Source organism: Streptomyces sp. NRRL S-118 (assembly GCF_000716335.1).
GTDB lineage: Bacteria > Actinomycetota > Actinomycetes > Streptomycetales > Streptomycetaceae > Streptomyces.
The window spans coordinates 61,239-81,972 of record NZ_KL591025.1 but is presented as its reverse complement, the minus strand read 5'-3'; the positions used below and the strand labels follow the sequence as shown (position 1 = coordinate 81,972).

Here is a 20,734-nt window from a genome sequence, read left to right as displayed (position 1 = left end):
GAGTGCATGCCGCACCACCTGCGTATCGTCCACGGCCGGCCGACCGCCATCGAGCTGGCCGCGCTCACCGCCGTACTGACCGCGCTCGCCTCCCGGGACGCGGCCGGGGCCGCCGGAGCCGAGCCGGACCGGGCGCCCCGCCGGGCCGAGTGGGACCGGGGCTGGAGGGCGCACGCGCTGCCCGGCTCGTGGCGGGCGCGCATCGGCGCGGTCCTCCACCACCACCATCACCACCGGCGATGAGCGACGAGGTCCGGCTGGTCCTCACCTCCGACACCCATGTGCCGAAATGCGCCAAGAGCCTGCCGGCCGAGCTGCTCGACGCCGTGGAGCGGGCCGATGCGGTCGTGCACGCCGGGGACTGGGTGGACACCGCGACCCTCGATCTGCTGGAGTCCCGTGCCCGCCTGCTGGTCGCCGTCCACGGCAACAACGACGGCCCGGACCTGCGCGCCCGGCTGCCCGAGGTCGCCCGCGCCGTCCTCGGCGGGCTGCGGTGGGGCGTCGTCCACGACTCCGGTCCCGCGCAGGGCCGCGAGCGCCGCTGCGAGCAGCGGTTCCCCGACCTCGACGTCCTGGTGTTCGGACACAGCCACATCCCGTGGGACACCACGGGCCCCGGCGGGCTGCGGCTGCTGAACCCCGGCTCACCGACCGACCGGCGCCGCCAGCCCCACCGCACGTACATGACCGCGCTCGTGACCGGCGGCCGGCTGGCCGGGGTCGAGCTGCACCGCCTCGGCGCGGTCACGGGTTAGAACGGCGTACCACGAGGAACACGGAACGCATGAACGAGCCGAAGCACCGGCCCCGGACGGCCGAGGACGAGGTCCTGCACGAGTTCGAGGAGGCGGAACTCCGCCTCGACGAGGACGCGGACGACACGGACGACGGTGAGGCGGCCGACAGCCTCACCCCGAGCCCGACCGCTCAGGAATCCGTACGCAAGAAGAACACCCCCGGCGCCGGCTCCTAGGAGTATCGACCTGGAGCGGTGTCCCGCCAATCATGCCGGGTTCGCGGCGGGTGCGCCGGAGGGCCCGGCAGGGCGATGCGGCTGCTCGTGCGCGCGCCGGGCGCGACGCGCGGCAGCTCGCCGGGCTCCATCAGCCGGCCGCGCGGGTCGTCGTCCGGCCGCTCGCCGGTCACCACGACCGCCGGGACGGACGCCAGGCCCCCCGAGTGGCCCGCATGCGCCCGCGGTGCCGCTGCGGTCCGGGCAGGGGCCACGGGCGCCCGGTCGGCCCATGGGGCGCCGTTCTCGTCGAAGCACCCGACGCCCGTGGCGCCGGTGCGCGGCCGGACCGGTCCCGGAGACTGTCCGGGGCGGCCGGCAGCCGGAAGGCGGCGCGGGCGCGGCGCGGTACGGTGCGCCGATCGTCCCGAGGAGCCGGCACATCTCACTGCCGCCCGGAATGCTGAGGGTCCTTCGTCTCGGCTCCGTGGGCGAAGCCGCCGGCGTCGTCGGCGTTCCGCCGTGGCCCACCCTGCCGTTCCAGCCGACCCACCACCCGCCGCAGGTCGTCCAGCAGCAGATCGGCCAGGTCGTGCCCGAAGCCGTTGCGGACCACGATGCGCAGCACTTCGAGATCGGTGCGGTGGGCCGGGAAGGTGTACGCGGGCACCAGCCAGCCCCGCTCACGCAGGCCGGCGGACACGTCGAACACGTTGTACGCGCCGACACCGTCGCCCAGCCGGAACGCGAACACCGGCGTCTCACCGCCGTCGGTGAGGAGCTCGAAGGGCCCCAGCTCGCCGATGCTCCGGGCCAGTCGCGTCGCGACGTCGCGGCAGGTCTGCTGGACCCTGCGGTAGCCGTCGAAGCCCAGCCTCAAAAAGTTGTAGTACTGCGCGACCACCTGGGCACCGGGCCGGGAGAAGTTCAGTGCGAACGTCGGCATGTCGCCGCCCAGGTAGTTGACGTGGAAGACCAGGTCGTCGGGGAGGGCGTCGGCATCCCGCCACAAGGCCCACCCCACGCCCGGCATCACCAGGCCGAACTTGTGTCCGGACGTGTTGATCGACGCCACCCGCGGTACGCGGAAGTCCCACTCCAGACCGGGGTCGACGAACGGCGCGATCATGGCCCCGGACGCCCCGTCCACGTGGACCGGAACGTCCAGGCCGGTGCGTTCCTGCAAGGCGTCGAGCGCGGCGGCGATCTCCTCGACCGGCTCGTAGCTGCCGTCGAACGTCGACCCGAGCACGGCCACCACCCCGATGGTGTTCTCGTCGCACCGCGCGGCCGCGGTGTCCGCGGTGAGGTGGTGGCGGTCGCCCTCCATCGGCACGTAGCGGGGCTCGACCTCGAAGTAGTTCGCGAACTTCTCCCAGCAGACCTGGACATTGATCCCCATGACCAGGTTGGGCCGCCCCGTGTCCTGCCCGGCCGCCCGGCGCCGCCGCTGCCAGCGCCGCTTGAGCGCCAGCCCCGCCAGCATCGCCGCCTCGCTCGACCCGGTGGTCGAGCAGCCGGGTGCCCGCTGCGGATCAGCGGCGTTCCAGAGCCGGGCGAGCATGCGCACGCAGCGCATCTCCAGCTCGGCGGTCTGCGGGTACTCGTCCTTGTCGATCATGTTCTTGTCGGCGCACTCGGCCATCAGGCGCAACGCCTGGGGCTCGGCCCACGTGCTGACGAACGTCGCCAGGTTCAGCCGCGCGTTGCCGTCCAGCATCAGCTCGTCGTGCACGAGCTGGTAGGCGACGGCGGGGTCCGTCGCCGTGTCCGGCAGGACGTCGCGCGGCACCGTCACCGGCTCCCTGCTGAAGAGCGGATTCAGCTCCAGGTCGCGGTCGGCGGCGCGCACGCCGCCGCCGGAGTGGTGCAGGGCCATGGCGTCCTCTCGTCGAGCGACCGGGAGCCCCCCTTGACCTCATGCCCCGGGAGGGACGGCGGCGCGCCGCTTTCACCCGTATGCCGCACGACGCGGCCGGGCGCCCGGCCGCGCGAGAGCGGAAGGACTCCGGTTTCAGTCGGTGGCGACGGCCGTGGCCGCCGGAGCCGACATACCGAGCTCGGCCGTACCGAGCTTGGCCATACCGAGCTCGGCCATGGCGACGCCGACGCCGGTCAGGACCTCCCCCGGTGTTGACCTCCGCGCCGTGAGCTCCCAGGTCACCGGGTGTTTCCCGGCCGCCGGCCCGACGGGCAACAGGAAACCCGTCGACCCCGGTGCGCGGCGGCGGCAACCTGAAGTCGCCGGGAACGACGGCACGGCCCCCGCGGCACGGCCTCGACGGCACGACCCAGCAAGGCACGACCCAGCAAGGCACCACCTGCAAGGGGGAAACGACATGCGCAAGATGATCCGCAGCGCCGCCGCACTCGCCACCGCGGCCGCGGCCGTGATGGTGTTCACCGCCTCGGCCGACGCCAGGCCGGCCGCCGACTGGGCCGGATGCCCCGAGGGAGCGGTCTGCATCTACCCGCAGAACCAGAACCCCGCCGTCCGGCCGACCCACGTCTTCTACCGCTACGGGGCGCACAACCTGAGCAACCAGGTCGGCAACCACTGGGTGCTCAACAACCAGACGGGCGGCGCGACCGCGAACCTGTGCACCGGCTACAACGGCGGGGGCTGCGGGGCGCCCATCGCCGCCAAGACCGGCGTGTACGCCGACCTCACACCCATCAACTCCATCCGCCTGAACCGGCCGTAACCTCCGTCACGGCCCCACACCGACCATCTCCTCCCGCAACAGGAACGTCCGGAGCAGCGAGCCGCCGCTCCGGACGTTTCCTGTTCTCGCCACGCCGGACGTAACGTGCACAAACCGTCCCACCCCCGCTGTAGCCTGGGCATCTGCCGTCTCGATGCCAGGGCGCACAGGGCCATGGGGGGATGCCGTGGGGGACCCGGACAGCGGACCGCACACCGATCACCAGGACGAGGCGCCCGACGCCACCGCGATGTCCTTCCCCGCACAGCTGCGGCGCCTGCGCGCCCGGCGCGGCCTGTCCCTGGCCGATCTCGCCCGCCGTACCCACTACAGCAAGGGCTACCTGAGCAAGATCGAGACCGGTTCCAAACGCGCGACCGTCGATGTCGCGCGCCGCTGCGACGAAGTCCTGCGGGCGGACGGCCTCCTGCTGCGGCTGGTACGGCAATCCGCGGCGCCCGGCGCCGAAACCGCCGACGCCCCCGCCGCCGGAACACCGCTGGACGGGCCCTGCCCCTACCGGGGACTGCGCGCGTACACCCCGCACGAGGCCGCGTGGTTCTTCGGCCGGGAGCGTGCCACGGCCGCGCTGGTCGAGCGGGTCTTCGAACGCGTCGGCAACGGACCGCTGATGCTGGTCGCCCCCTCCGGCGCCGGGAAGTCCTCCCTCCTCAACGCCGGTCTCGTACCGGCCCTCCGCCGCGACGGCGGCTTCCCCATGCCGGGCGCCGACCGGTGGCCCGTGATCGGATGCACGCCCACCGCCCACCCGTTCCAGGAACTCCTCGACCGCACCGCCAAGGCCCTCGGGAGCGACACCGGCCTCACCGCCCCGGAACTGCGGCGCCGTCCGGAGAGCCTCCTCGACGTCGTCCGCCGCCGGGCCGACGACACCACCCCGCCCGGGCCCGACGGCCGGCGGCCCCCGCCCGTCCGCCCGGTCCTGCTCGTCGACCAGTTCGAGGAACTGTTCACCCTCTGCTCCGACGAGGACGAGCGGCGCGACTTCGTCCGCGTGCTCCGCACGCTCGCCACGGCCCGGCCCGAGGCACCCGGGACCACCGGCCACGACGCCGCCGTCGTCGTCCTCGGCGTACGGGCCGACTTCTCCGGGCGCTGCCTGGAACTCCCCGAACTGGCCCCCGTCTTCACCGACGGGCTGTTCTTCCTGCCTCCGATGTCCGTAGCGGAGCTCCGCGAGTCCATCACCCGCCCCGCGGAGCGCGCCGGCCTCACGCTCGAACCCGGACTCGTCCAGCTGATCCTCCGCGACGCGGGACTGCGCGACGACCCCGCGGCCGCCGGGACCGCCACGCCCGACCACACCCCGTCCGGAGCGCTGCCTCTGGTCTCCCACGCGCTGATGGCCACGTGGGAGCGCCGTGAGGGCTCCACCCTGACCGTCGCCGGATACGAGCACACCGGCGGCATCCACGGCGCCATCGCCCGGACGGCCGAGAACGTCTTCGCCCGCCTCTACCCGTCCGAGCAACGGACCATCCGCCGCAACCTGGTTCGGCTCGTCCACGTCACCGACGGCACCGGCGCCCCCGACGGCACCGGAGCGACACGGCGGCGCATGAGCCGCGCCGCCCTGATGGAGCAGCTCGCCGACGCCGAGGGCGCCGCATCGGCCCTGGACGCCTTCGTGCGGGCCCGGCTCATCACCCTGGACAGCGACACCGTGGAGATCGCCCACGAGGCACTCCTCCACGCCTGGCCCCGGCTGCACGGCTGGATCCGCGCCGACCGCGACGGACTCCTCCTCCACCAGCAGCTCACCCAGGCGGCCGCCGCCTGGGAGCGCGAGGGCCGCGACCCGTCGGCCCTCTACCGCGGGGCGCGGCTGGCCACCGTGTGCGCCTGGGCCGGCGAACTCGACGGCAGCGGCCGGCTCAGCCCCCTGGAGGAGGCGTTCCTCCGGGCCGGCCGGGCCGAGGAGGAGCGGCGGACGCAGCAGGCCCGGCGTCAGGTCCGGCTCCAGCAGCGGATGCTGGTCACGCTCGTCGTCCTGCTGGCGCTCGCCCTGACCGCCGGAGCCCTGGCGTACCAGCAGCGCGCCGGCGCCCTCGCCCAGGAGCGCGTGGCCCGCTCGCAGGCCCTCGCCGCGCGGTCCACGTCCCTGGCCGCGGGCCAGCCCGAGGCGTCGATGCTCCTCGCCGAGGCGGCCTACCGCACCTCCGCGACCACCGAGGCACGCGGGGCCCTGCTCAGCACGCAGGCCCAGCACTTCTCCGCACGTCTGACCGGGCACGCGGGCCCGGTCAACGCGGTCGCGTTCGCCCCCGGCGGGCGGCTGCTCGCCACAGCCGGCTCCGACGGCACCGTGCGGCTCTGGAGCGTCGCGGGCCGGAGGCAGTCCGCGGTGCTCACCCTCCCCGGACGGGCCCGCTCCGTCGCGTTCAGCCCCGACGGGCACACGCTCGCCGCCACCGCCACCGACAGCCCCGTACACCTCTGGAGCACCACCAGCCGCCGTACGACAGCGGTCCTGCCCGACACCACCGGGAGCCGCGCCGTCGCCTTCGACCCCCGAGGGCGCTCCCTGGCCACCGCCGGGGCCGACGGGACGGTCGCACTGTGGCGGACCACCGGCCGCCACCGCGCCCTGGCGACCCTCCGCGGCCACACCGGCAAGGTCAACGCGCTCGCCTACGCCCCCGACGGACTGACCCTGGTGTCCGCCGGCGCCGACCACACCGTACGGGTGTGGGACACCGTCGGCGCCCGCCCCCTGGCCGTCCTGCGCGGCCACACCGACGAAGTGCTGGGAGTGGCGTTCGCGCCGGACGGGCGCTCGATCTGCAGCGGTGGCATGGACCGTACGGTACGGCTGTGGGACCCGGCCGCGGCGCGGCCCGCCGCGACCCTGACCGGACACAGCGACGACATCAACGCGGTCACCTACACACCCGACGGAACCACCGTCGTCAGCGCGGGGGGCGACGGCACCACCCGGCTGTGGGACGTACGCAGCGGCCGGCCCACCGCGACGCTCTCCGGACACACCGACTACGTCCTCGGGGTGGCCGCCGACGCCGGCGGCTCGGTACTGGCCACCGCCGGGTTCGACCAGTCCGTCGTCCTGTGGGACCTGCGCGGATCGGCCCTGACCGCACGCCCGTTCACCGAGATCTGGCAGGCGGCCTACAGCCCCGACGGGAGACTGCTGGCCACCGCCGACGCCGATCACACCGTACGCCTGTGGGACGTCGCCCGGCGCCGCGTCCTGGCGGCGTTCACCGGTCACCGCGAGACCGTCTTCTCGGTGGCGTTCGCCCCGGGCGGGCGACTGCTGGCGTCGGCCGGGTCGGACGGCACCGTGCGGCTGTGGGACGTCGCCGCCCGCCGGCCGCTCGCCGTCCTCACCGGTCACCGCGAGACCGTCTTCTCGGTGGCGTTCGCCCCGGGCGGGCGACTGCTGGCGTCGGCCGGGTCGGACGGCACCGTGCGGCTGTGGGACGTCGCCGCCCGCCGGCCGCTCGCCGTCCTCACCGGTCACCGCGAGACCGTCTTCTCGGTGGCGTTCGCCCCGGGCGGGCGACTGCTGGCGTCGGCCGGGTCGGACGGCACCGTGCGGCTGTGGGACGTCGCCGCCCGCCGGCCGCTCGCCGTCCTCACCGGTCACACCGACTTCGCCAACGACGTCGTCTTCAGCCCCGACGGCCGCACCCTGGCGAGCGCCGCGGACGACCTGACCGTGCGGCTGTGGGACGTCGGCGGGCGGCGCCAGACCGCCGTACTGGCCGGGCACACGGGCGCGGTACGCGGGGTGGCGTTCAGCCCGGACGGGCGCACGCTCGCCAGCAGCGGCAACGACGGCGCCGTACGGCTGTGGGACACCCGGCGGCACCGTTCCCTGACCGCGCTGACGGGCCACACCGGCTCCGCACGCGGCATCGCGTTCTCCCCGGACGGACACACCCTGGCCACCAGCGGTAACGACCGCACGGTGCGGCTGTGGGACGTGCCCGGGCGCCGGCTGTGGGCGACCCTGACAGGGCATACGAACGCGGTGTGGGGCATCGCCTTCGCCCACGACGGTAGGACGGTGGCCAGCAGCAGCAACGACGGCACCGTACGGCTGTGGAACCTGGACATCGGTGCCCGGCTGGCGCAGACGTGCCGGCTGCGCGACCGCATCGGTCCCGGGGAGCGGCAGGCGCTCCTGCCCGGGCTCGCCGTCCCCCCGCACCGGTCCTGTGCCCGGCCCTGATGCCCGCGCCGGGCCCGACGGTGACCCGCGCAGCTCGTACGGGGTTTCCCGGCCGTTTCCCGTTGCCCGTTCCACCCGGGCGCCGCGCGCCCCTGGATCACGCGCCACTCAGGCCCGCACTCTGCTGTCCGGCGCCGCACGACACGTCGGCGCTCCCACCGCACCGTCACACGGGGGTCCTCGTATGCGTCACCGGCCCGGCCTCATCAGCACACTCCTCGCCGCCCTCGCCTTCTCCCTGTGGGCGCCCCTGCCCGCCGCCGCCGGCGCGCCCACGACCGGTGCACCCCGCGCGGCCGCCGCCGAGAGCATCTGCGCCGTCCTCGCACCGGGCGCGTCCGCAACCGCGGAGCGCGCCGTCGCCGCCGCCTGCGCGCAGGTCGCGGCGGACGTCTGGTACACGTGGGGCGGCGGCCACGGCCCGCGACCGGGGCCCACGTACGGGAAGGTCGACCCGGACGACCCGGCCAGCGCGCACGACCCCGAACGGCTCGGCTTCGACTGCTCCGGCCTGGTGCGCCACGCCTATGCCGAGGCGACCGGCTCGGACATCCTCAACGGCGTCGCCGGCGCCCAGTACTACACGCACCGCGCCGCCGCGCGCTTCACCGCCGGCCAGGGCCTGACCCCGCTGCTCCCCGGCGACCTGCTCGCCTGGGGCACATCCCAGCACCTGCGCCACATCGCCATCTACCTCGGTGCGGGCAGGATGGTGGAGGCCAGGCAGTCGGGCACCAGACTCATGGTCAGCGACGTCCGGTTGGACAGCAACTACTTCGGAGCGGTCCGCGTCAACACCGGTCCGGTGACCGGGCACGTCTTCCGGACCTGGGGCACGGGGGTATGGACCAAGGCGCAGCCGTCCACCAGGGCCGCGCGGGTCTACGCCTTCCCGCAGCCGACGACGATCCGCGTCGAGTGCCAGAAGCACGCGGAGCTCGTCACTTCCGACGGCTACACCAACGACGCCTGGTCGTACCTGCCCGACTACAAGGCATGGGTCACCAACATCTACATCCAGGGGCCGGCATGGCTGGACGGGGTGCCGGTCTGCACCTCCTGAAACGCCGTGCGCCGTTCGCGCCGGCGCCCGCCACGGGGGGCCACCGGCGCGAACGTGCCCCGTCGGGGCGACGGAAGGTCACCCCTGCCGCTGCGACGGCACGGCCCCCGGACGGCGCAGGCTGTCGGGCGCGGCGAAGGGCTGCGGCATCGCGTGCGCGGGCGCGGAGGACCGGGCCCGCGCACCGGCCTCGGAACCGCCGAGCGCCAGGGTCACATGGCGCAGCATCGCCTCGTCGATCGGGTGGGACTGAAGGTTCCCCTGCTCGTCGAAGCGCTGGTACTTCATGAGGTTGTAGCCGATCGCGACCTGCCGCCGGCCGTCCTCCGTGGACAGCGCCCAGGTGCCGGCACCGAAGACGCCTCCGTCGTGGCCCCAGTACCACCGGCCGTCGGGCATCTTCAGCGTGTAGAGGCCCAGGCCGTAGCGCATGGCGACCTCCTCGCCCGCCGGCGCCTCGTACGTGGGGACGGTGGTCTTCATGGCGGCCAGTTCGGCGGGACGGAGCAGCCGGCCGCTCAGCAGCTGCCGGTAGAAGGAGTTCAGGTCGTCGACCGTCGACACCAGGGACCCGGCCGGACCGCACCACGACATGTCGTAGACGCTGTAATCACGGGCGGGCTCTATCAGGCCGTACATCGACTCGTACATCTTCGCGTGCCGTCCGGTCAGGAAGGGCGTCCGCGGAAAGTACGTGTGCCGGAGCCCGGCCTTGCGGATGACGTTGCGGGTGATGTAGCGCTCCGGTTGCTGGCCGGTGACCTCCCGCAGCAGCAGTCCGGCCAGTACGTAATTGGTGTTGGAGTACGCGTACGTGCCGCGCGGCGCCGCGGCGGGCGCCTCGAGCCCGAGGCGCACCAGCTCCTCGGGGGCGAAGCGGTGGAAACGCCTGGCGTCGAGGGCCTTGCCGGGGTCCTCCAGCAGGCCGGGGAAGGCGCCCAGGACGTGGTCGCCGAGACCGCTCGTGTGGTTGAGCAGCATCCGGACGGTGATGGTGCGGCCGTGCTCGCCCGGCACCAGGTCGGGCAGGTAGCGGCCGATCGGCGCGTCGAGCTCGATGCGGCCCGCGGCGACCTCCTGCAGCACCGCGACGGCGGTGAACGTCTTGGTGATGCTGCCGACGCGGTGCTCCGACCGCGGGCGCACCGGACGCCCGGTGGCCAGGTCGGCGACACCCGCGGCACCGCGCCACTGTGCCGAGCCGTCACGGACGGCCGAGTACGTGCCGTACATGCCGGCCTGCCGGATCGCGTCGAGCGACTCCCGCAGCGCCTTGTGGTCCAGGCCCTGACCGGCGGTGGACTCCACGGCGGCCGGCCGGGCGGGCGCCACCGGCACCGCCTGCGCCGGGAGCGCGCCCGCGGTGAGCGACAGCAGCACGGCGCCGGACGCCAGCGCCGTGAGACGGAGCCCGCGGCGGTGCGCGGGGCGGGCGGGACGAGGGGTGAGATCCATGAGCACTTCCTGCACGGTCGACGGCGCACCGGTGTGTGCGCCCGGACCATCCTCACCGCCCCGCAACGACCCTTCCCTCCTCCTGAGGACCGATCGTGCACATGAAATCCCATGACATTTGTCAGATGGGGCACGGCAGTTGAGGTTTTGGAGCGGGGGCGGCCCCAGGTGCCCGCCCCGGCGGCAGTACTGCCGGTGCGGCTTTGCCAGGGCCGCCCCGCGGGCCCCGTGGCGCTGGTGACCCCTGACCGTGACCAGTCAGGAAGTGAGCCGACTCGCGACCGGGGCGCGTGAAGTCCGGGGGCACGGGCACGCGCTACTCATGGGAGAGCTGAAGCGGTGGGAACGCGCGATCGAGCAGTTCGAGCAGACGCTGATCGCCAAGGTCTTCGGCAGGGAACCGGTGGAGGTGCTGGACGCCCTGCGCCGGGAGTGCGACGACCACGCGGTCGTGTGCAGTCACAGCCGTGTCGTGGTGCCGAACGTCTACGTCGTCGAACTGGCCGACGACGTCCATGCCGAAGTGGACCGGAACGCCGAGTCCGTGGGACAGGAGCTGACGGACTCACTGGCCCGGCACGGTGAACGGAAGGGGTACGAGTGGGCGGGACCGCTCACCGTGCACATCACCGGATCCGCGCACGTGCCGAACGGCCGGTACCGGGTGACGTGCGCGCCCATGCCGCGCATCAGGGCCGACCTGCTCCTGGAGGACGGCACATGAGCGGCGGGCGGCACCGGGATGTGCCCGGCGCCGCCCGCTTCTTCCGCCCGCCTTCTTCCGCCCGGAGTGCTCGGCGGTGCGGGAACGGAGGGCTCAGACCCTGTCGGCCACCCGGCCGCGGACCCACTCCACGACTTTTTCCGTGGTCGTCCCCGGCGTGAAGATCTCCGCCACCCCCAGGGTCTTCAGCGGGGCGATGTCCGCATCCGGGATGATGCCGCCGCCGAACACCTCGATGTCCGCGGCGTCACGGTCCTTCAGCAGTTCGATCACCTTGGGGAAGAGCGTCATGTGCGCCCCGGACAGGATGGACAGGCCCACGAACCGGGCGTCCTCCTGGATCGCGGTGTTCACGATCTGCTCCGGTGTCTGATGCAGGCCGGTGTAGATGACCTCCATCCCGGCGTCACGCAGAGCCCGGGCGATGACCTTGGCCCCGCGGTCGTGACCGTCGAGGCCCGGTTTGGCCACGACGATCCTGATCTGGTCGTGCATCGTTGCGTCACCCTTTCTCACAGCAGGCTCAGAACGCATCGGTGGGGGTGTACGTGCCCCACACCTCGCGCAGCGCGTCGCACACCTCGCCGACCGTCGCGCACGCGGCGAGCGCGTCCTTCATCGGGTAGAGGACGTTGTCGGTTCCTTCGGCAGCCTTCTTCATCCGGGTGAGTGCTTCGTCCACACGTGTGCCGTCCCGCCACGCGCGCAGCTTGGCGAGGCGTTCGGCCTGCTGGGCCTCGATGGCCGGGTCGACGCGCAGGGGCTCGTAGGGCTCCTCCTCGTCGAGCTGGAAGCGGTTGACACCGACCACGACCCGCTCGGCGCTGTCGGTCTCCTGCGCGATGCGGTACGCCGAACGCTCGATCTCGCTCTTCTGGAAACCGCGCTCGATGGCGTTGACCGCCCCGCCCAGCTCCTCGACCTTGGCCATCAGCTCCACCGCCGCGGCCTCGACCTCGTCGGTCATCCTCTCGATCACGTACGAACCCGCGAACGGGTCCACCGTCGCCGTCACGTCCGTCTCGTACGCCAGCACCTGCTGCGTACGCAGCGCCAGCCGCGCCGACTTGTCCGTCGGCAGCGCGATCGCCTCGTCGAAGGAGTTCGTGTGCAGCGACTGCGTCCCGCCCAGCACCGCGGCCAGACCCTGCACCGCCACCCGCACCAGGTTCACCTCCGGCTGCTGCGCCGTCAGCTGCACACCCGCCGTCTGCGTGTGGAAACGCAGCATCATCGACTTGGGGTTCTTCGCCCCGAACTCCTCGCGCATCACCCGCGCCCAGATACGGCGGGCGGCGCGGAACTTCGCCACCTCCTCCAGGATCGTCGTCCGGGCGACGAAGAAGAAGGACAGCCGCGGCGCGAAGTCGTCCACGTCCATGCCCGCGGCGACGGCGGTCCGCACGTACTCGATGCCGTCCGCGAGGGTGAAGGCGATCTCCTGCGCGGGCGAGGCACCCGCCTCCGCCATGTGGTAGCCCGAGATCGAGATCGTGTTCCACTTCGGGATCTCGGCCCTGCAGTACTTGAAGATGTCCGCGATCAGGCGCAGGGACGGCTTGGGCGGGAAGATGTACGTGCCGCGGGCGATGTACTCCTTCAGCACGTCGTTCTGGATCGTGCCGGTCAGCTTGTCCGCCGCGACCCCCTGCTCCTCGCCGACCAGTTGGTACAGCAGGAGCAGCAGCGCGGCCGGGGCGTTGATCGTCATCGACGTGGAGACCTTGTCCAGCGGGATCCCGCCGAACAGCACCCGCATGTCGTCGATCGAGTCGATCGCCACACCCACCTTGCCGACCTCGCCGTGCGCGATCGGCGCGTCGCTGTCGTGGCCCATCTGCGTCGGCAGGTCGAAGGCGACCGACAGACCCATCGTCCCGTTCGCGATCAGCTGCTTGTACCGGGCGTTCGACTCCGTCGCCGTACCGAACCCGGCGTACTGCCGCATCGTCCACGGCCGGCCCGTGTACATCGACGGGTACACGCCACGCGTGAAGGGATACGAACCGGGCTCACCGAGTTTCTCGGCGGGGTCCCAGCCCTCGAGCGCATCCGGTCCGTACACCGGCTCGATGGGCAGTCCCGACTCAGACGTGCGCACCATGGTGCCTTGCTTTCATGCGTTTCCCCCAGTGTTGGTGTCGTCCTGCGTGCGGCGGCTTCGCCGAAGCCAGGCAGGCAGAACTGTTGTGTGGTGCGCCGTTCCGGTGCGCCTTCGGCGCTACGGAGCGGGCGCGGTGGCGGGGGAGCAGGCAAGGGCCTGGCGGATGCGGCGCGAGTCGACGGCCCGGCCCGTGCCGTCGCGATCGGCGACGGGACAGGGAACCGGGCAACTCGGCCTCGAGCTGTACGCCCTGCGCAGCGCGCAGGGCAGACGACATCGGTGGTCCGGGCGGCGGGAGAACACGTGGCAGTGTCTCCGGCGCATGGAGCCGACGACGCATCAGGCGCCGTCTTCCGACGGCACCCACCCCCCGATGGTGTGCATGGTGGAACTGTCGTGCGTGAACCAGAACATAGAAGCTGCGAATGCCCCCGTCAACAGCCGGACGGGCGCGTTGAATTCCGTTCATGTTACCGGCGAGGAAAGATTTCCTGCTTACCGGCTCTGCGTACGTCGGCAGGCCTCCTGGGTGGTGAGGCCGCGAACGGATACGAACGGCGCGTGCCCTCACTTGTGGTCAGGGTTCGCAGCGGAAAGGGTACTTCCCGATATGTTCGAGTGCAGAATCCTAACCGCTGAAGGTCGCCCGCGAACAAACGGAACGTTCCCGGGAGTCGGCCCGGAGGAGGGTACGGCGAAACGGACTCGCGGGTAACTTCCGCGTGGTCCGGCCGCGAGGCTTGCCGGCCGGCCTGCGGTCACGGGTTTCGCGGGGGAGCGGCCTTTGACGGTGCCCCCACTCTTCGCCATACTCCTTCTCACGTCAGCCGGTTGAGGAAAGCGGCGAACGATCGGGGGAGCGGGGGAACGGCAAGCCGTCGGCGGTGTTGCTTCGGTGTGGTGACGTGTGTCATCGAAGCGGCCCACGATGCGGCTCGACCATGCGGTGAACGACGGAGAAATCAGCAGGGCGCGGGCTTTCTCGCGCCACGGTCCGTTTCACGCAACGGCGGTATGCCGTTCGTCGTGCGGCTGACGACGTGTGCAGTCGGTCGCCCTTTTCGCGTAACGCATGGGGTGGAGTGGTGTGCAGGACTTTTCCGTGCACCCTGCGCATTCACGGGGTTGCTGATTTTTTCGCCGGGGTTCCGGCCGGCGGCCGGCCGCCCTGTTCCCGCCGTGTGCCGCACGGGCGACGGATGGGGTGCGGAGGGACAGGGCGGCATCAGGCACGTGCCCGACCGGGCGCGCGGCCCCGCGGCCGCGCGACGGCCGTCCGTCCTCAGCCCGTCGCGGCCTGGTAGAGGCCACGTCCGGCGCGTGCGGCACGCGAGGTGGCAACGAGCCGGTCGAGGGTGCTGCGGACGGTGTTGATGCTGCTCGTGGAGCCGTCGCGGCCCAACTTCTGCGCCACCTCACGGGCGCGCATGGGCCGGTCGGCACGCTCCGCCAGAATGGCGACGACCTGCTCGGTGAGCCCGTTGCCGTTCTCGCCGGCCGTGCCGTTCGCGTTCCCACCGGTGTCGGTCGCGGACACCGCGGAACCAGCCGCTGTCTTGGGCTCGGCAGGCGCTGCGGGCGACGTCTTCCTCCGCGCGGTGGTCTTCTTCGGTGCGCTGGACTTCTTCGCGGCTGTCGCCTTCCCCGGTGCTGCGGTCTTCTCCGCCGAGGGCCGCTTGGCCGCGCGCTTGCCGGACGTCGTCCTGCCCTTGCCGCCGCTTGCCGGAGCCTTCTTGCGGGCCGTGCGTGCGGTGCGTGCCGTGCGGGCTGGGGCAGTCGTCGCGGCGGCGCCGTCGGCGTCCGTGTCGTCGTCGCTGTCCCCGACCACGCCGTCCTCCGGCGCGGACTCCACCGCCGGAGCCGGCGCATCCTCGGTGTCGGTGTCGGTGTCGGTGTCGGTGTCCGTGTCGGCGTTGGAGTCGGTTGTGGTGGGCGCAGCAACGGGGGCGGGAGCGGCGGCGGAAGCCACGACCGCGTTCTCCTCCGCCGCGCGCGGCTTGGGAAGAACGGCGGTTCCCGCCAGGTCGTTCAGTGCGGCCAGCGCGCTGCGTACGGAGGCGAGGCGTGCGGAGACCGCCGCCAGCTCGGCCTGGAGGGCTTGCTGGTGGCGCTCCAGTTCGGGGAGTTCGGCCTGCAGCAGTGAGGTCGTTGTTTCGATGCTGTTGGCGGCGTTCGGCGTCGATGCCATCGATGCGGCTCCAGTCATGGTCAGAGGTGTGATGCTGTGAGGCTGCCCAGAATGGCGTCATCCATGGTACGGCTGATCAAACGTGCCAACAGCGGTGAAGGTGTTGTGGACCTCGTCCTGCCGGAGCCGTGTTGCGTCAGATGACAACGCTCAGCGGCTCGTCATCACCTCCTGCGCGCAGCCATGCCGCGGTGTCGGGCCCCAACGTGCCGTCGGCCACCGGGGCGCTGGCGAGCAGGACGGTGTGCCCGCCCGGCAGTGGGACGGGACGGGGCGTGAAGTTGACGACGCACACCAGACCGTCGCCCCAGCCGAAGGCGAGCACGCCCGTCGGCGCGGGGATCCAGCGGAGGGCGGAGGCGCCGGCCGGGGCACCCGCCCGCGTGGTCGCCGCCCGGCGCAGGGCCAGCGCCGAGCGGTACAGGGTGAGCATGGAGTCCGGTGCGCCGTCCTGTGCCGCTACGGTGAGCGAGGCCCATCCGGCAGGCTGCGGCAGCCAGGGGTCGGTGCCGTCGGGTGCGAAACCGAACGGGGGCGCCGTCCCCGACCAGGGCATCGGCACCCGGCAGCCGTCCCTGCCGGGGTCGGTCCCTCCCGAGCGGACGTGCATCGGGTCACGCAGCCGGTCGGCGGGCAGGTCCTCCACCTCGTACAGCCCCAGTTCCTCGCCCTGGTACAGGTAGAGCGAGCCGGGCAGTGCGAGCGTCAGCAGGCAGGCGGCGCGGGCCCGCCGGGTGCCGAGCGCCAGGTCGCTGGGAACGGCATGCCGCTTGCCTGCGAAGTCGAACGACGTGTCGGCCCGGCCGTAACGCGTGACGGTCCGGGTCACGTCGTGGTTGCACAGCACCCATGTCGGTGGAGCGCCGACCGCCTCGTGGCTCTCCAGGGTCGCGTCGATGCAGGCGCGGATGCGTTCGGCGTCCCACGGAGACTGGAGGAACGAGAAGTTGAACGCGGTGTGCAGCTCGTCCCCGCTCAGGTACCGGGCGAGGCGTGCGGGATCCGACAGCCACATCTCACCCACCAGGAGGCGCCCGCCGGGGTACGAGTCCGCGATCCGCCGCCAGGAGCGGTAGATCTCGTGCAGGTCGTCCCGGTCGGCGTAGGGGTGCGGATCGGGTGTCCGTCCCGGAACGAGGTCGGGCAGGGCGGGGTCCTTGGTGAGGAGTGTCGCCGAGTCGACGCGTATCCCCGCCACCCCCCGGTCGAGCCAGAAGCGCAGCACGGCTTCGTGCTCGGCCCGCACCCGCGGATCGGCCCAGTTGAGGTCCGGCTGTTCCGGGGCGAAGAGGTGCAGGTACCACTCGCCGGGTGAGCCGTCCGGTCCGGTGACGCGGGTCCAGGCGGGGCCGCCGAACTCGGACACCCAGTTGTTGGGCGGCAGACCGCCGTCGGGGCCGCGCCCCGGACGGAAGTGGAACAACGCCCGCTCCGCACTGCCGGGCGGTGCGGCGAGTGCGGCGCGGAACCACGGATGGTCCCGGGACACGTGGTTGGGCACGACGTCCACGATCGTCCGCAGTCCGCGCCGCCGCGCCTCCTCGATCAGTTCCTCGGCCTCGGCGAGGGTGCCGAACAGCGGATCGACGCCCCGGTAGTCGGCCACGTCGTACCCGCCGTCGGCCATGGGGGACGGGTACCACGGGGTGAACCACAGGGCGTCGACACCCAGCGACGCCAGATGGTCCAGCCGTTGCCGTACCCCCGCCAGGTCACCCACACCGTCCCCGTCACCGTCGGCGAAACTGCGCGGATAGATCTGGTAGATGACGGCGTTGCGCCACCATGCGTCCGCGCGCTCTTTTCCGGCCTCGTCGGTCATGTCCGTACCTCGCACGTCCCCGGGCGGCCGGCACCGGCGGTGGGCGCGGACGGTGCGCCGCGGCGCAGCGGCGCGGCGAAGTCGACGGTCCGCAGGTCGGGCACCACCCGGTCGGCGGAGCCGTAGTCCAGGTCGCGGGTCAGGGCGGTGGGTACCGCAACGACCGTCATACCGGCGGCCCGCGCCGCCGCGACACCGGTGAGCGAGTCCTCCACGGCCACGCACCGGGACGGTGCGACCGCCAGGGCGGAGGCCGCCGCCAGGTACGCGTCGGGTGCCGGCTTGCGGTGGGCGACGTCGTCCCCGGTGACCACGGCTTCGAAGTGGTGGCCTATCCCGTGGTGCCGCAGCCACCGGTGCACCCACCCGGCCTCCGAGGAGGAGGCGACGGCCAGGCGCAGGCCCGCGGCACCGGCCCTGTCCAGGGCGTCGCGCACCCCGGGCAGGAGGCGCACGCGGTCGGGTGTCATGAAGGCCTCCCAGTGCGCGGCGAGCCGCTGCCGCAGCAGGCCCTCGTCCGGTGGCGCACCACCGCACCCGTCGCGGAGCACGGCGAAGAGCCGCGGGTAGCCCTCGGGGCGGCCGCAGACCTCGCGGGCCCACAGATCCTGCGGCAGCCGTACGCCGTACTCCTCGAAGAGGGCGCTGCAGGCGAGGAAGTCGGGGCGGACGGAATCCACGAGGGTTCCGTCGAGGTCGAAGACGACGGCGTCGTGATGCGAGGCGCGGCGCACGGCGTCGGACACGCCGTCCGACGTGGCATCGGACACGGCACCGGACGCGGCGTCGGGCCGGGCCCGGTCCGGAACAGGCGAGCCGGGGGAGGGGGCGCCGTCCGGGCGGCCGGGCCGCGTCATGCCACGTCCCTGATGATCCGCGCCGGGTTGCCCGCCGCGAGGACGCCGGAGGGCAGGCTCTTGGTGACCACGCTCCCCGCTCCGACGACGGTGTCCGCACCGATCGACACGCCGGGCAGTACGGTGACGCCGCCACCGAGCCACACCCGGTCGCCGAGGGTGATGGGGCGGGCGCTCTCGTACAACTCGCGCCGCAGCGACGGGTCGTAGGGATGGTTCGCCGTGAACAGCTGGCAGCGGGGCCCGAGGAACACGTCCGCGCCGAGGACGATCGGGGCGCAGTCCAGCAGTATCGCATCGAAATTGATCTTGGTTCCGGGGCCGAGTTCGATGAAGAACCCGAACTCGCACAGGAACCGCGGCATCACCCACCCGCCCGGCTCCACGCGGTGCAGCAGTTCCCGCAGGACGGCTTCACGGGTGCGGAAGTCACCGAGAGCGGTGTTGTTGAACCTGTCGAGCAGTTCCATGCAGCGGGCACGGTAGGGACGCAGCACCGGATCGGCCGCCGGGTACAGCTCTCCGCTGCCGAGCCGCTTCTTGATGGCGTCCAGGCTGTCGCCGTCCAGTCCGGTCGGTCGCACGCGTGTCGTCTGCCTTTCGGGATGGTGCGGAACGGGGTCATGTGGTCGCCGGGACGGAGGACCGCCGGGCCGCCCACCGGGGCTCGTCCCGGTCACCGGCGGCGCAGCCGGATCGTGACGGGCCGGTGGTCGGAGGCGGGCGGCCGCTCGCCGCGCGGCTCGGGCCACGGATCGGGGGAGCGGTACCCGGCAAGGGCCGGTACGAGGGACGGGGACAGCAGCAGCAGGTCGATGCGGCGTTCCGCCTCGCCCGGTGCCGTCGTACCGTACGTCGGCGACCGGTCGCCCATCAGGGCGCCCGCGTCCACGAGGAGGGGGTCGGACGGGTCCCCGAGCAGCCGCCGCAGCGGCGCACGGTCGGACCGTTCCTCCGCGGCGAGCAGGTGGTCGCCCCGGCGGTGCCGCGGCACACGGCTCCAGTCGGGCTCCGGGTCACCCGGAGGCAGGCTGTTCGCGTCCATGCCCACCACCAGCGGCGGCAGGGACGGGTCCGCGTACCGGCGCAGATGGTCGGACTCGATCCGCCGGCCCGTCGGGCTGAACGGATCGAGGTGCGCCACGAGGAAACGCAGCGGTGCGGACCAGCCCGGGAGGCGGAGGGTGACCAGACCGTGGCCGTGCCAGTGCGTCAGCTCGTGCGCGGGCCGCTCGGTGCCCAGCGGTTCGATGTCGCGCTGCCAGAACACCGCCTGGTGGCAGCCGGTCTTCGCGGCGAACAGCTCACCGTCCATCCCGAAACCCGCCTTGGCGTCCTCGAAGAGCGCCCCGCCATCCAGGTGCCAGCCCCAGCCCTCCGTGGTGAGCAGGACACGCGGGCGCAACGCGGTGACCAGCGCGCACTGGGCCAGCCACCGCTCGTCCCGGCCGTCCAGCCGCTCGATGCCGGCCTCGTACAGGTTCCAGAACATCACCAGGTCGGTGCCGGCCGGTTCGGCCGCAGGGTGGTGCGCCGGGCTCATTTGATGCCGACCACCATCGACTCGGGCCCGTCCAGGTGCTCCACGTAGGTGTCGCGGAACCCGGTCCGGCGCATCCACTCCTGGCACTGGGCGCCGGTGTAGTCGAATCCGCCGGGCACTTCGGCGTGCATGATCAGGCTGAGGATCAGGCCGACGGCGTTGCTCCGGCGGTCGTCGTCGATCAGTGTTTCGTACACCAGGACGGCCCCGCCGGGCGGCAGCGCCGCGTACGCCTTCTCCAGCAGTTGCAGCTTCTCAGGCTCGCCCCAGTTGTGCAGGACGTGGCCCAGCACGATGACGTCACCCCACGGCAACGGGTCGCTGAAGAAGTCACCCGGCCAGAACTCCACGCGGTCGGCCACGCCCAGCCGGCCGGTGTACTTCTCGAACCCCTCCCGGGCCGGCGGCAGGTCGAAACCGACGGCGGTCAGATGGGGGTGCCGGCGCAGCAGCCAGCCGGGCAGCGCGCCCTCCGCGCAGCCCACGTCGACCAGGGTCCGGTAGCGCTCCCAGGGGAACCGCTCGGCGATGGCGCGGGCCGATCCGATGGACAGCGCGGTCATGTCCCGCTGGAAGGCGCGCACGGAGTCGGCGGTCGCGTAGGTACCGGCGTAGAAGTCGCGCCCGTCGCGCGCCGCACCGGACGCCTCGCCCGTACGCAGCACGCCGACGAGGTCGTCGGCGAGGCCGGCGCACTGGGTGAGGAAGCTGTCCCCCAGGTAGCTGGCGGGCTTGGCGGCGTCGAGGTACTCGTCGGCCTCGTCGGTGTTGGCGTACACATCACCGGTGCGCCGGAGCAGGCCGAGGGCGACCAGGGCGTCGAGGAAGTCGGCCGCGGGCCGCGGGTGCAGCCCGACGCGCTCGCACAGCGCGGCGGCCGGCAGCGGTTCCTTGGCGAGCGCGGTGAACACACCCAGTTCCACGGCGCTGAGCATCGTCTTCGTCTTCCAGTGCGCCCACATCAGATCGGTCACGGGCTGGGGAGAGATCACGGGGAAGCCTCCAATTCCTCGGAAGGGGTGGGGGATGGGGTTGTCGGGGCGGGGGAGGGCGGCGGCTCCCGCCGGAACCGGCGCCCCGCCGCCCGCGCCGCCAGCCCGAG

18 protein-coding genes are annotated in these 20,734 nt (G+C 72.7%); 7 read left to right on the top strand and 11 right to left on the bottom strand.

Features of this window, described 5'->3' with window-relative positions; translation table 11 throughout:
* Window positions 1-6: 6 nt before the first annotated feature.
* From IH00_RS0130675 to IH00_RS37900, 3 genes are read left to right on the top strand one after another with little or no spacing between them, the layout of a single operon-like run.
* Window positions 7-243 carry an acyl-CoA carboxylase subunit epsilon gene (locus IH00_RS0130675; RefSeq protein WP_052411754.1) on the top strand — a complete coding sequence of 79 codons (237 nt, stop codon included), beginning with the start codon at window positions 7-9 and terminating at the stop codon, window positions 241-243.
* Window positions 240-758: a metallophosphoesterase family protein gene (locus tag IH00_RS0130670; RefSeq protein WP_031079288.1), complete on the top strand. Its 519-nt coding sequence runs from the start codon at window positions 240-242 to the stop codon at window positions 756-758. Before IH00_RS0130675 ends, IH00_RS0130670 begins: the two co-directional genes overlap by 4 nt.
* A gap of 29 nt (window positions 759-787) precedes the next feature.
* Window positions 788-976 (top strand): hypothetical protein, encoded by a 189-nt coding sequence (locus tag IH00_RS37900; protein WP_039947583.1) that lies wholly within the window; start codon window positions 788-790, stop codon window positions 974-976.
* A 424-nt stretch (window positions 977-1,400) separates the two neighbouring features.
* Here IH00_RS37900 and IH00_RS0130660 read toward each other — a convergent pair whose 3' ends face one another.
* Window positions 1,401-2,834, bottom strand: coding sequence for a glutamate decarboxylase (locus IH00_RS0130660; protein ID WP_031079284.1), 1,434 nt, complete (start codon window positions 2,832-2,834; stop codon window positions 1,401-1,403).
* Window positions 2,835-2,969: 135 nt separating this feature from the next.
* Complete coding sequence (locus tag IH00_RS42995; protein WP_158828021.1) at window positions 2,970-3,119, bottom strand: hypothetical protein; 150 nt, start codon at window positions 3,117-3,119, stop codon at window positions 2,970-2,972.
* Window positions 3,120-3,294: 175 nt separating this feature from the next.
* Between IH00_RS42995 and IH00_RS0130650 the strand changes: the two genes are divergently transcribed.
* The 3 genes from IH00_RS0130650 (at window position 3,295) to IH00_RS0130640 (ending at window position 8,939) form a co-directional block, all read left to right on the top strand.
* Window positions 3,295-3,660, top strand: a complete 366-nt coding sequence (locus tag IH00_RS0130650) for a hypothetical protein (protein WP_031079278.1) — start codon at window positions 3,295-3,297, stop codon at window positions 3,658-3,660.
* A 187-nt stretch (window positions 3,661-3,847) separates the two neighbouring features.
* Complete coding sequence (locus tag IH00_RS0130645) at window positions 3,848-7,876, top strand: nSTAND1 domain-containing NTPase (protein ID WP_031079277.1); 4,029 nt, start codon at window positions 3,848-3,850, stop codon at window positions 7,874-7,876.
* Window positions 7,877-8,060: 184 nt separating this feature from the next.
* A complete protein-coding gene (locus IH00_RS0130640) occupies window positions 8,061-8,939 on the top strand; it encodes an NlpC/P60 family protein (RefSeq protein WP_031079276.1) in 879 nt (292 codons plus the stop codon).
* 78 nt (window positions 8,940-9,017) lie between these two features.
* Here the strand turns inward: IH00_RS0130640 and IH00_RS0130635 are convergent, their stop codons facing one another.
* Window positions 9,018-10,394 carry a serine hydrolase domain-containing protein gene (locus tag IH00_RS0130635; protein ID WP_031079275.1) on the bottom strand — a complete coding sequence of 459 codons (1,377 nt, stop codon included), beginning with the start codon at window positions 10,392-10,394 and terminating at the stop codon, window positions 9,018-9,020.
* Window positions 10,395-10,716: 322 nt separating this feature from the next.
* Between IH00_RS0130635 and IH00_RS0130630 the strand changes: the two genes are divergently transcribed.
* Window positions 10,717-11,118, top strand: a complete 402-nt coding sequence (locus tag IH00_RS0130630) for a DUF3662 domain-containing protein (protein ID WP_031079273.1) — start codon at window positions 10,717-10,719, stop codon at window positions 11,116-11,118.
* 93 nt (window positions 11,119-11,211) lie between these two features.
* Here the strand turns inward: IH00_RS0130630 and IH00_RS0130625 are convergent, their stop codons facing one another.
* The 8 genes from IH00_RS0130625 to IH00_RS0130590 all read right to left on the bottom strand — a co-directional run bounded on the left by IH00_RS0130625 (window position 11,212) and on the right by IH00_RS0130590 (window position 20,624).
* On the bottom strand, window positions 11,212-11,613 hold the full coding sequence (locus IH00_RS0130625; RefSeq protein ID WP_031079272.1) for a coenzyme B12-dependent isobutyryl CoA mutase small subunit: 402 nt from the start codon (window positions 11,611-11,613) through the stop codon (window positions 11,212-11,214).
* Window positions 11,614-11,641: 28 nt separating this feature from the next.
* The gene (locus IH00_RS0130620; RefSeq protein WP_031079271.1) at window positions 11,642-13,222 is read right to left on the bottom strand and encodes an acyl-CoA mutase large subunit family protein; all 1,581 of its coding nucleotides are present in this window, start codon (window positions 13,220-13,222) and stop codon (window positions 11,642-11,644) included.
* Window positions 13,223-14,504: 1,282 nt separating this feature from the next.
* Window positions 14,505-15,410, bottom strand: a complete 906-nt coding sequence (locus IH00_RS42990; RefSeq protein ID WP_031079269.1) for a prefoldin domain-containing protein — start codon at window positions 15,408-15,410, stop codon at window positions 14,505-14,507.
* 136 nt (window positions 15,411-15,546) lie between these two features.
* A complete protein-coding gene (locus IH00_RS0130610) occupies window positions 15,547-17,232 on the bottom strand; it encodes a glycoside hydrolase family 13 protein (protein ID WP_031079268.1) in 1,686 nt (561 codons plus the stop codon).
* Entirely contained in the window at window positions 17,229-18,089 is an 861-nt protein-coding gene (locus IH00_RS0130605) for an HAD family hydrolase (protein WP_063835455.1), read from the bottom strand. Before IH00_RS0130605 ends, IH00_RS0130610 begins: the two co-directional genes overlap by 4 nt.
* Window positions 18,086-18,673 carry a sugar O-acetyltransferase gene (locus IH00_RS0130600; protein ID WP_234335019.1) on the bottom strand — a complete coding sequence of 196 codons (588 nt, stop codon included), beginning with the start codon at window positions 18,671-18,673 and terminating at the stop codon, window positions 18,086-18,088. Before IH00_RS0130600 ends, IH00_RS0130605 begins: the two co-directional genes overlap by 4 nt.
* Window positions 18,674-18,765: 92 nt before the next feature.
* Complete coding sequence (locus IH00_RS0130595) at window positions 18,766-19,632, bottom strand: endonuclease/exonuclease/phosphatase family protein (protein ID WP_031079262.1); 867 nt, start codon at window positions 19,630-19,632, stop codon at window positions 18,766-18,768.
* Window positions 19,629-20,624: a methyltransferase gene (locus IH00_RS0130590; RefSeq protein WP_031079261.1), complete on the bottom strand. Its 996-nt coding sequence runs from the start codon at window positions 20,622-20,624 to the stop codon at window positions 19,629-19,631. The genes IH00_RS0130595 and IH00_RS0130590 overlap by 4 nt, the downstream gene beginning before the upstream one ends.
* Window positions 20,625-20,734: the final 110 nt, after the last annotated feature.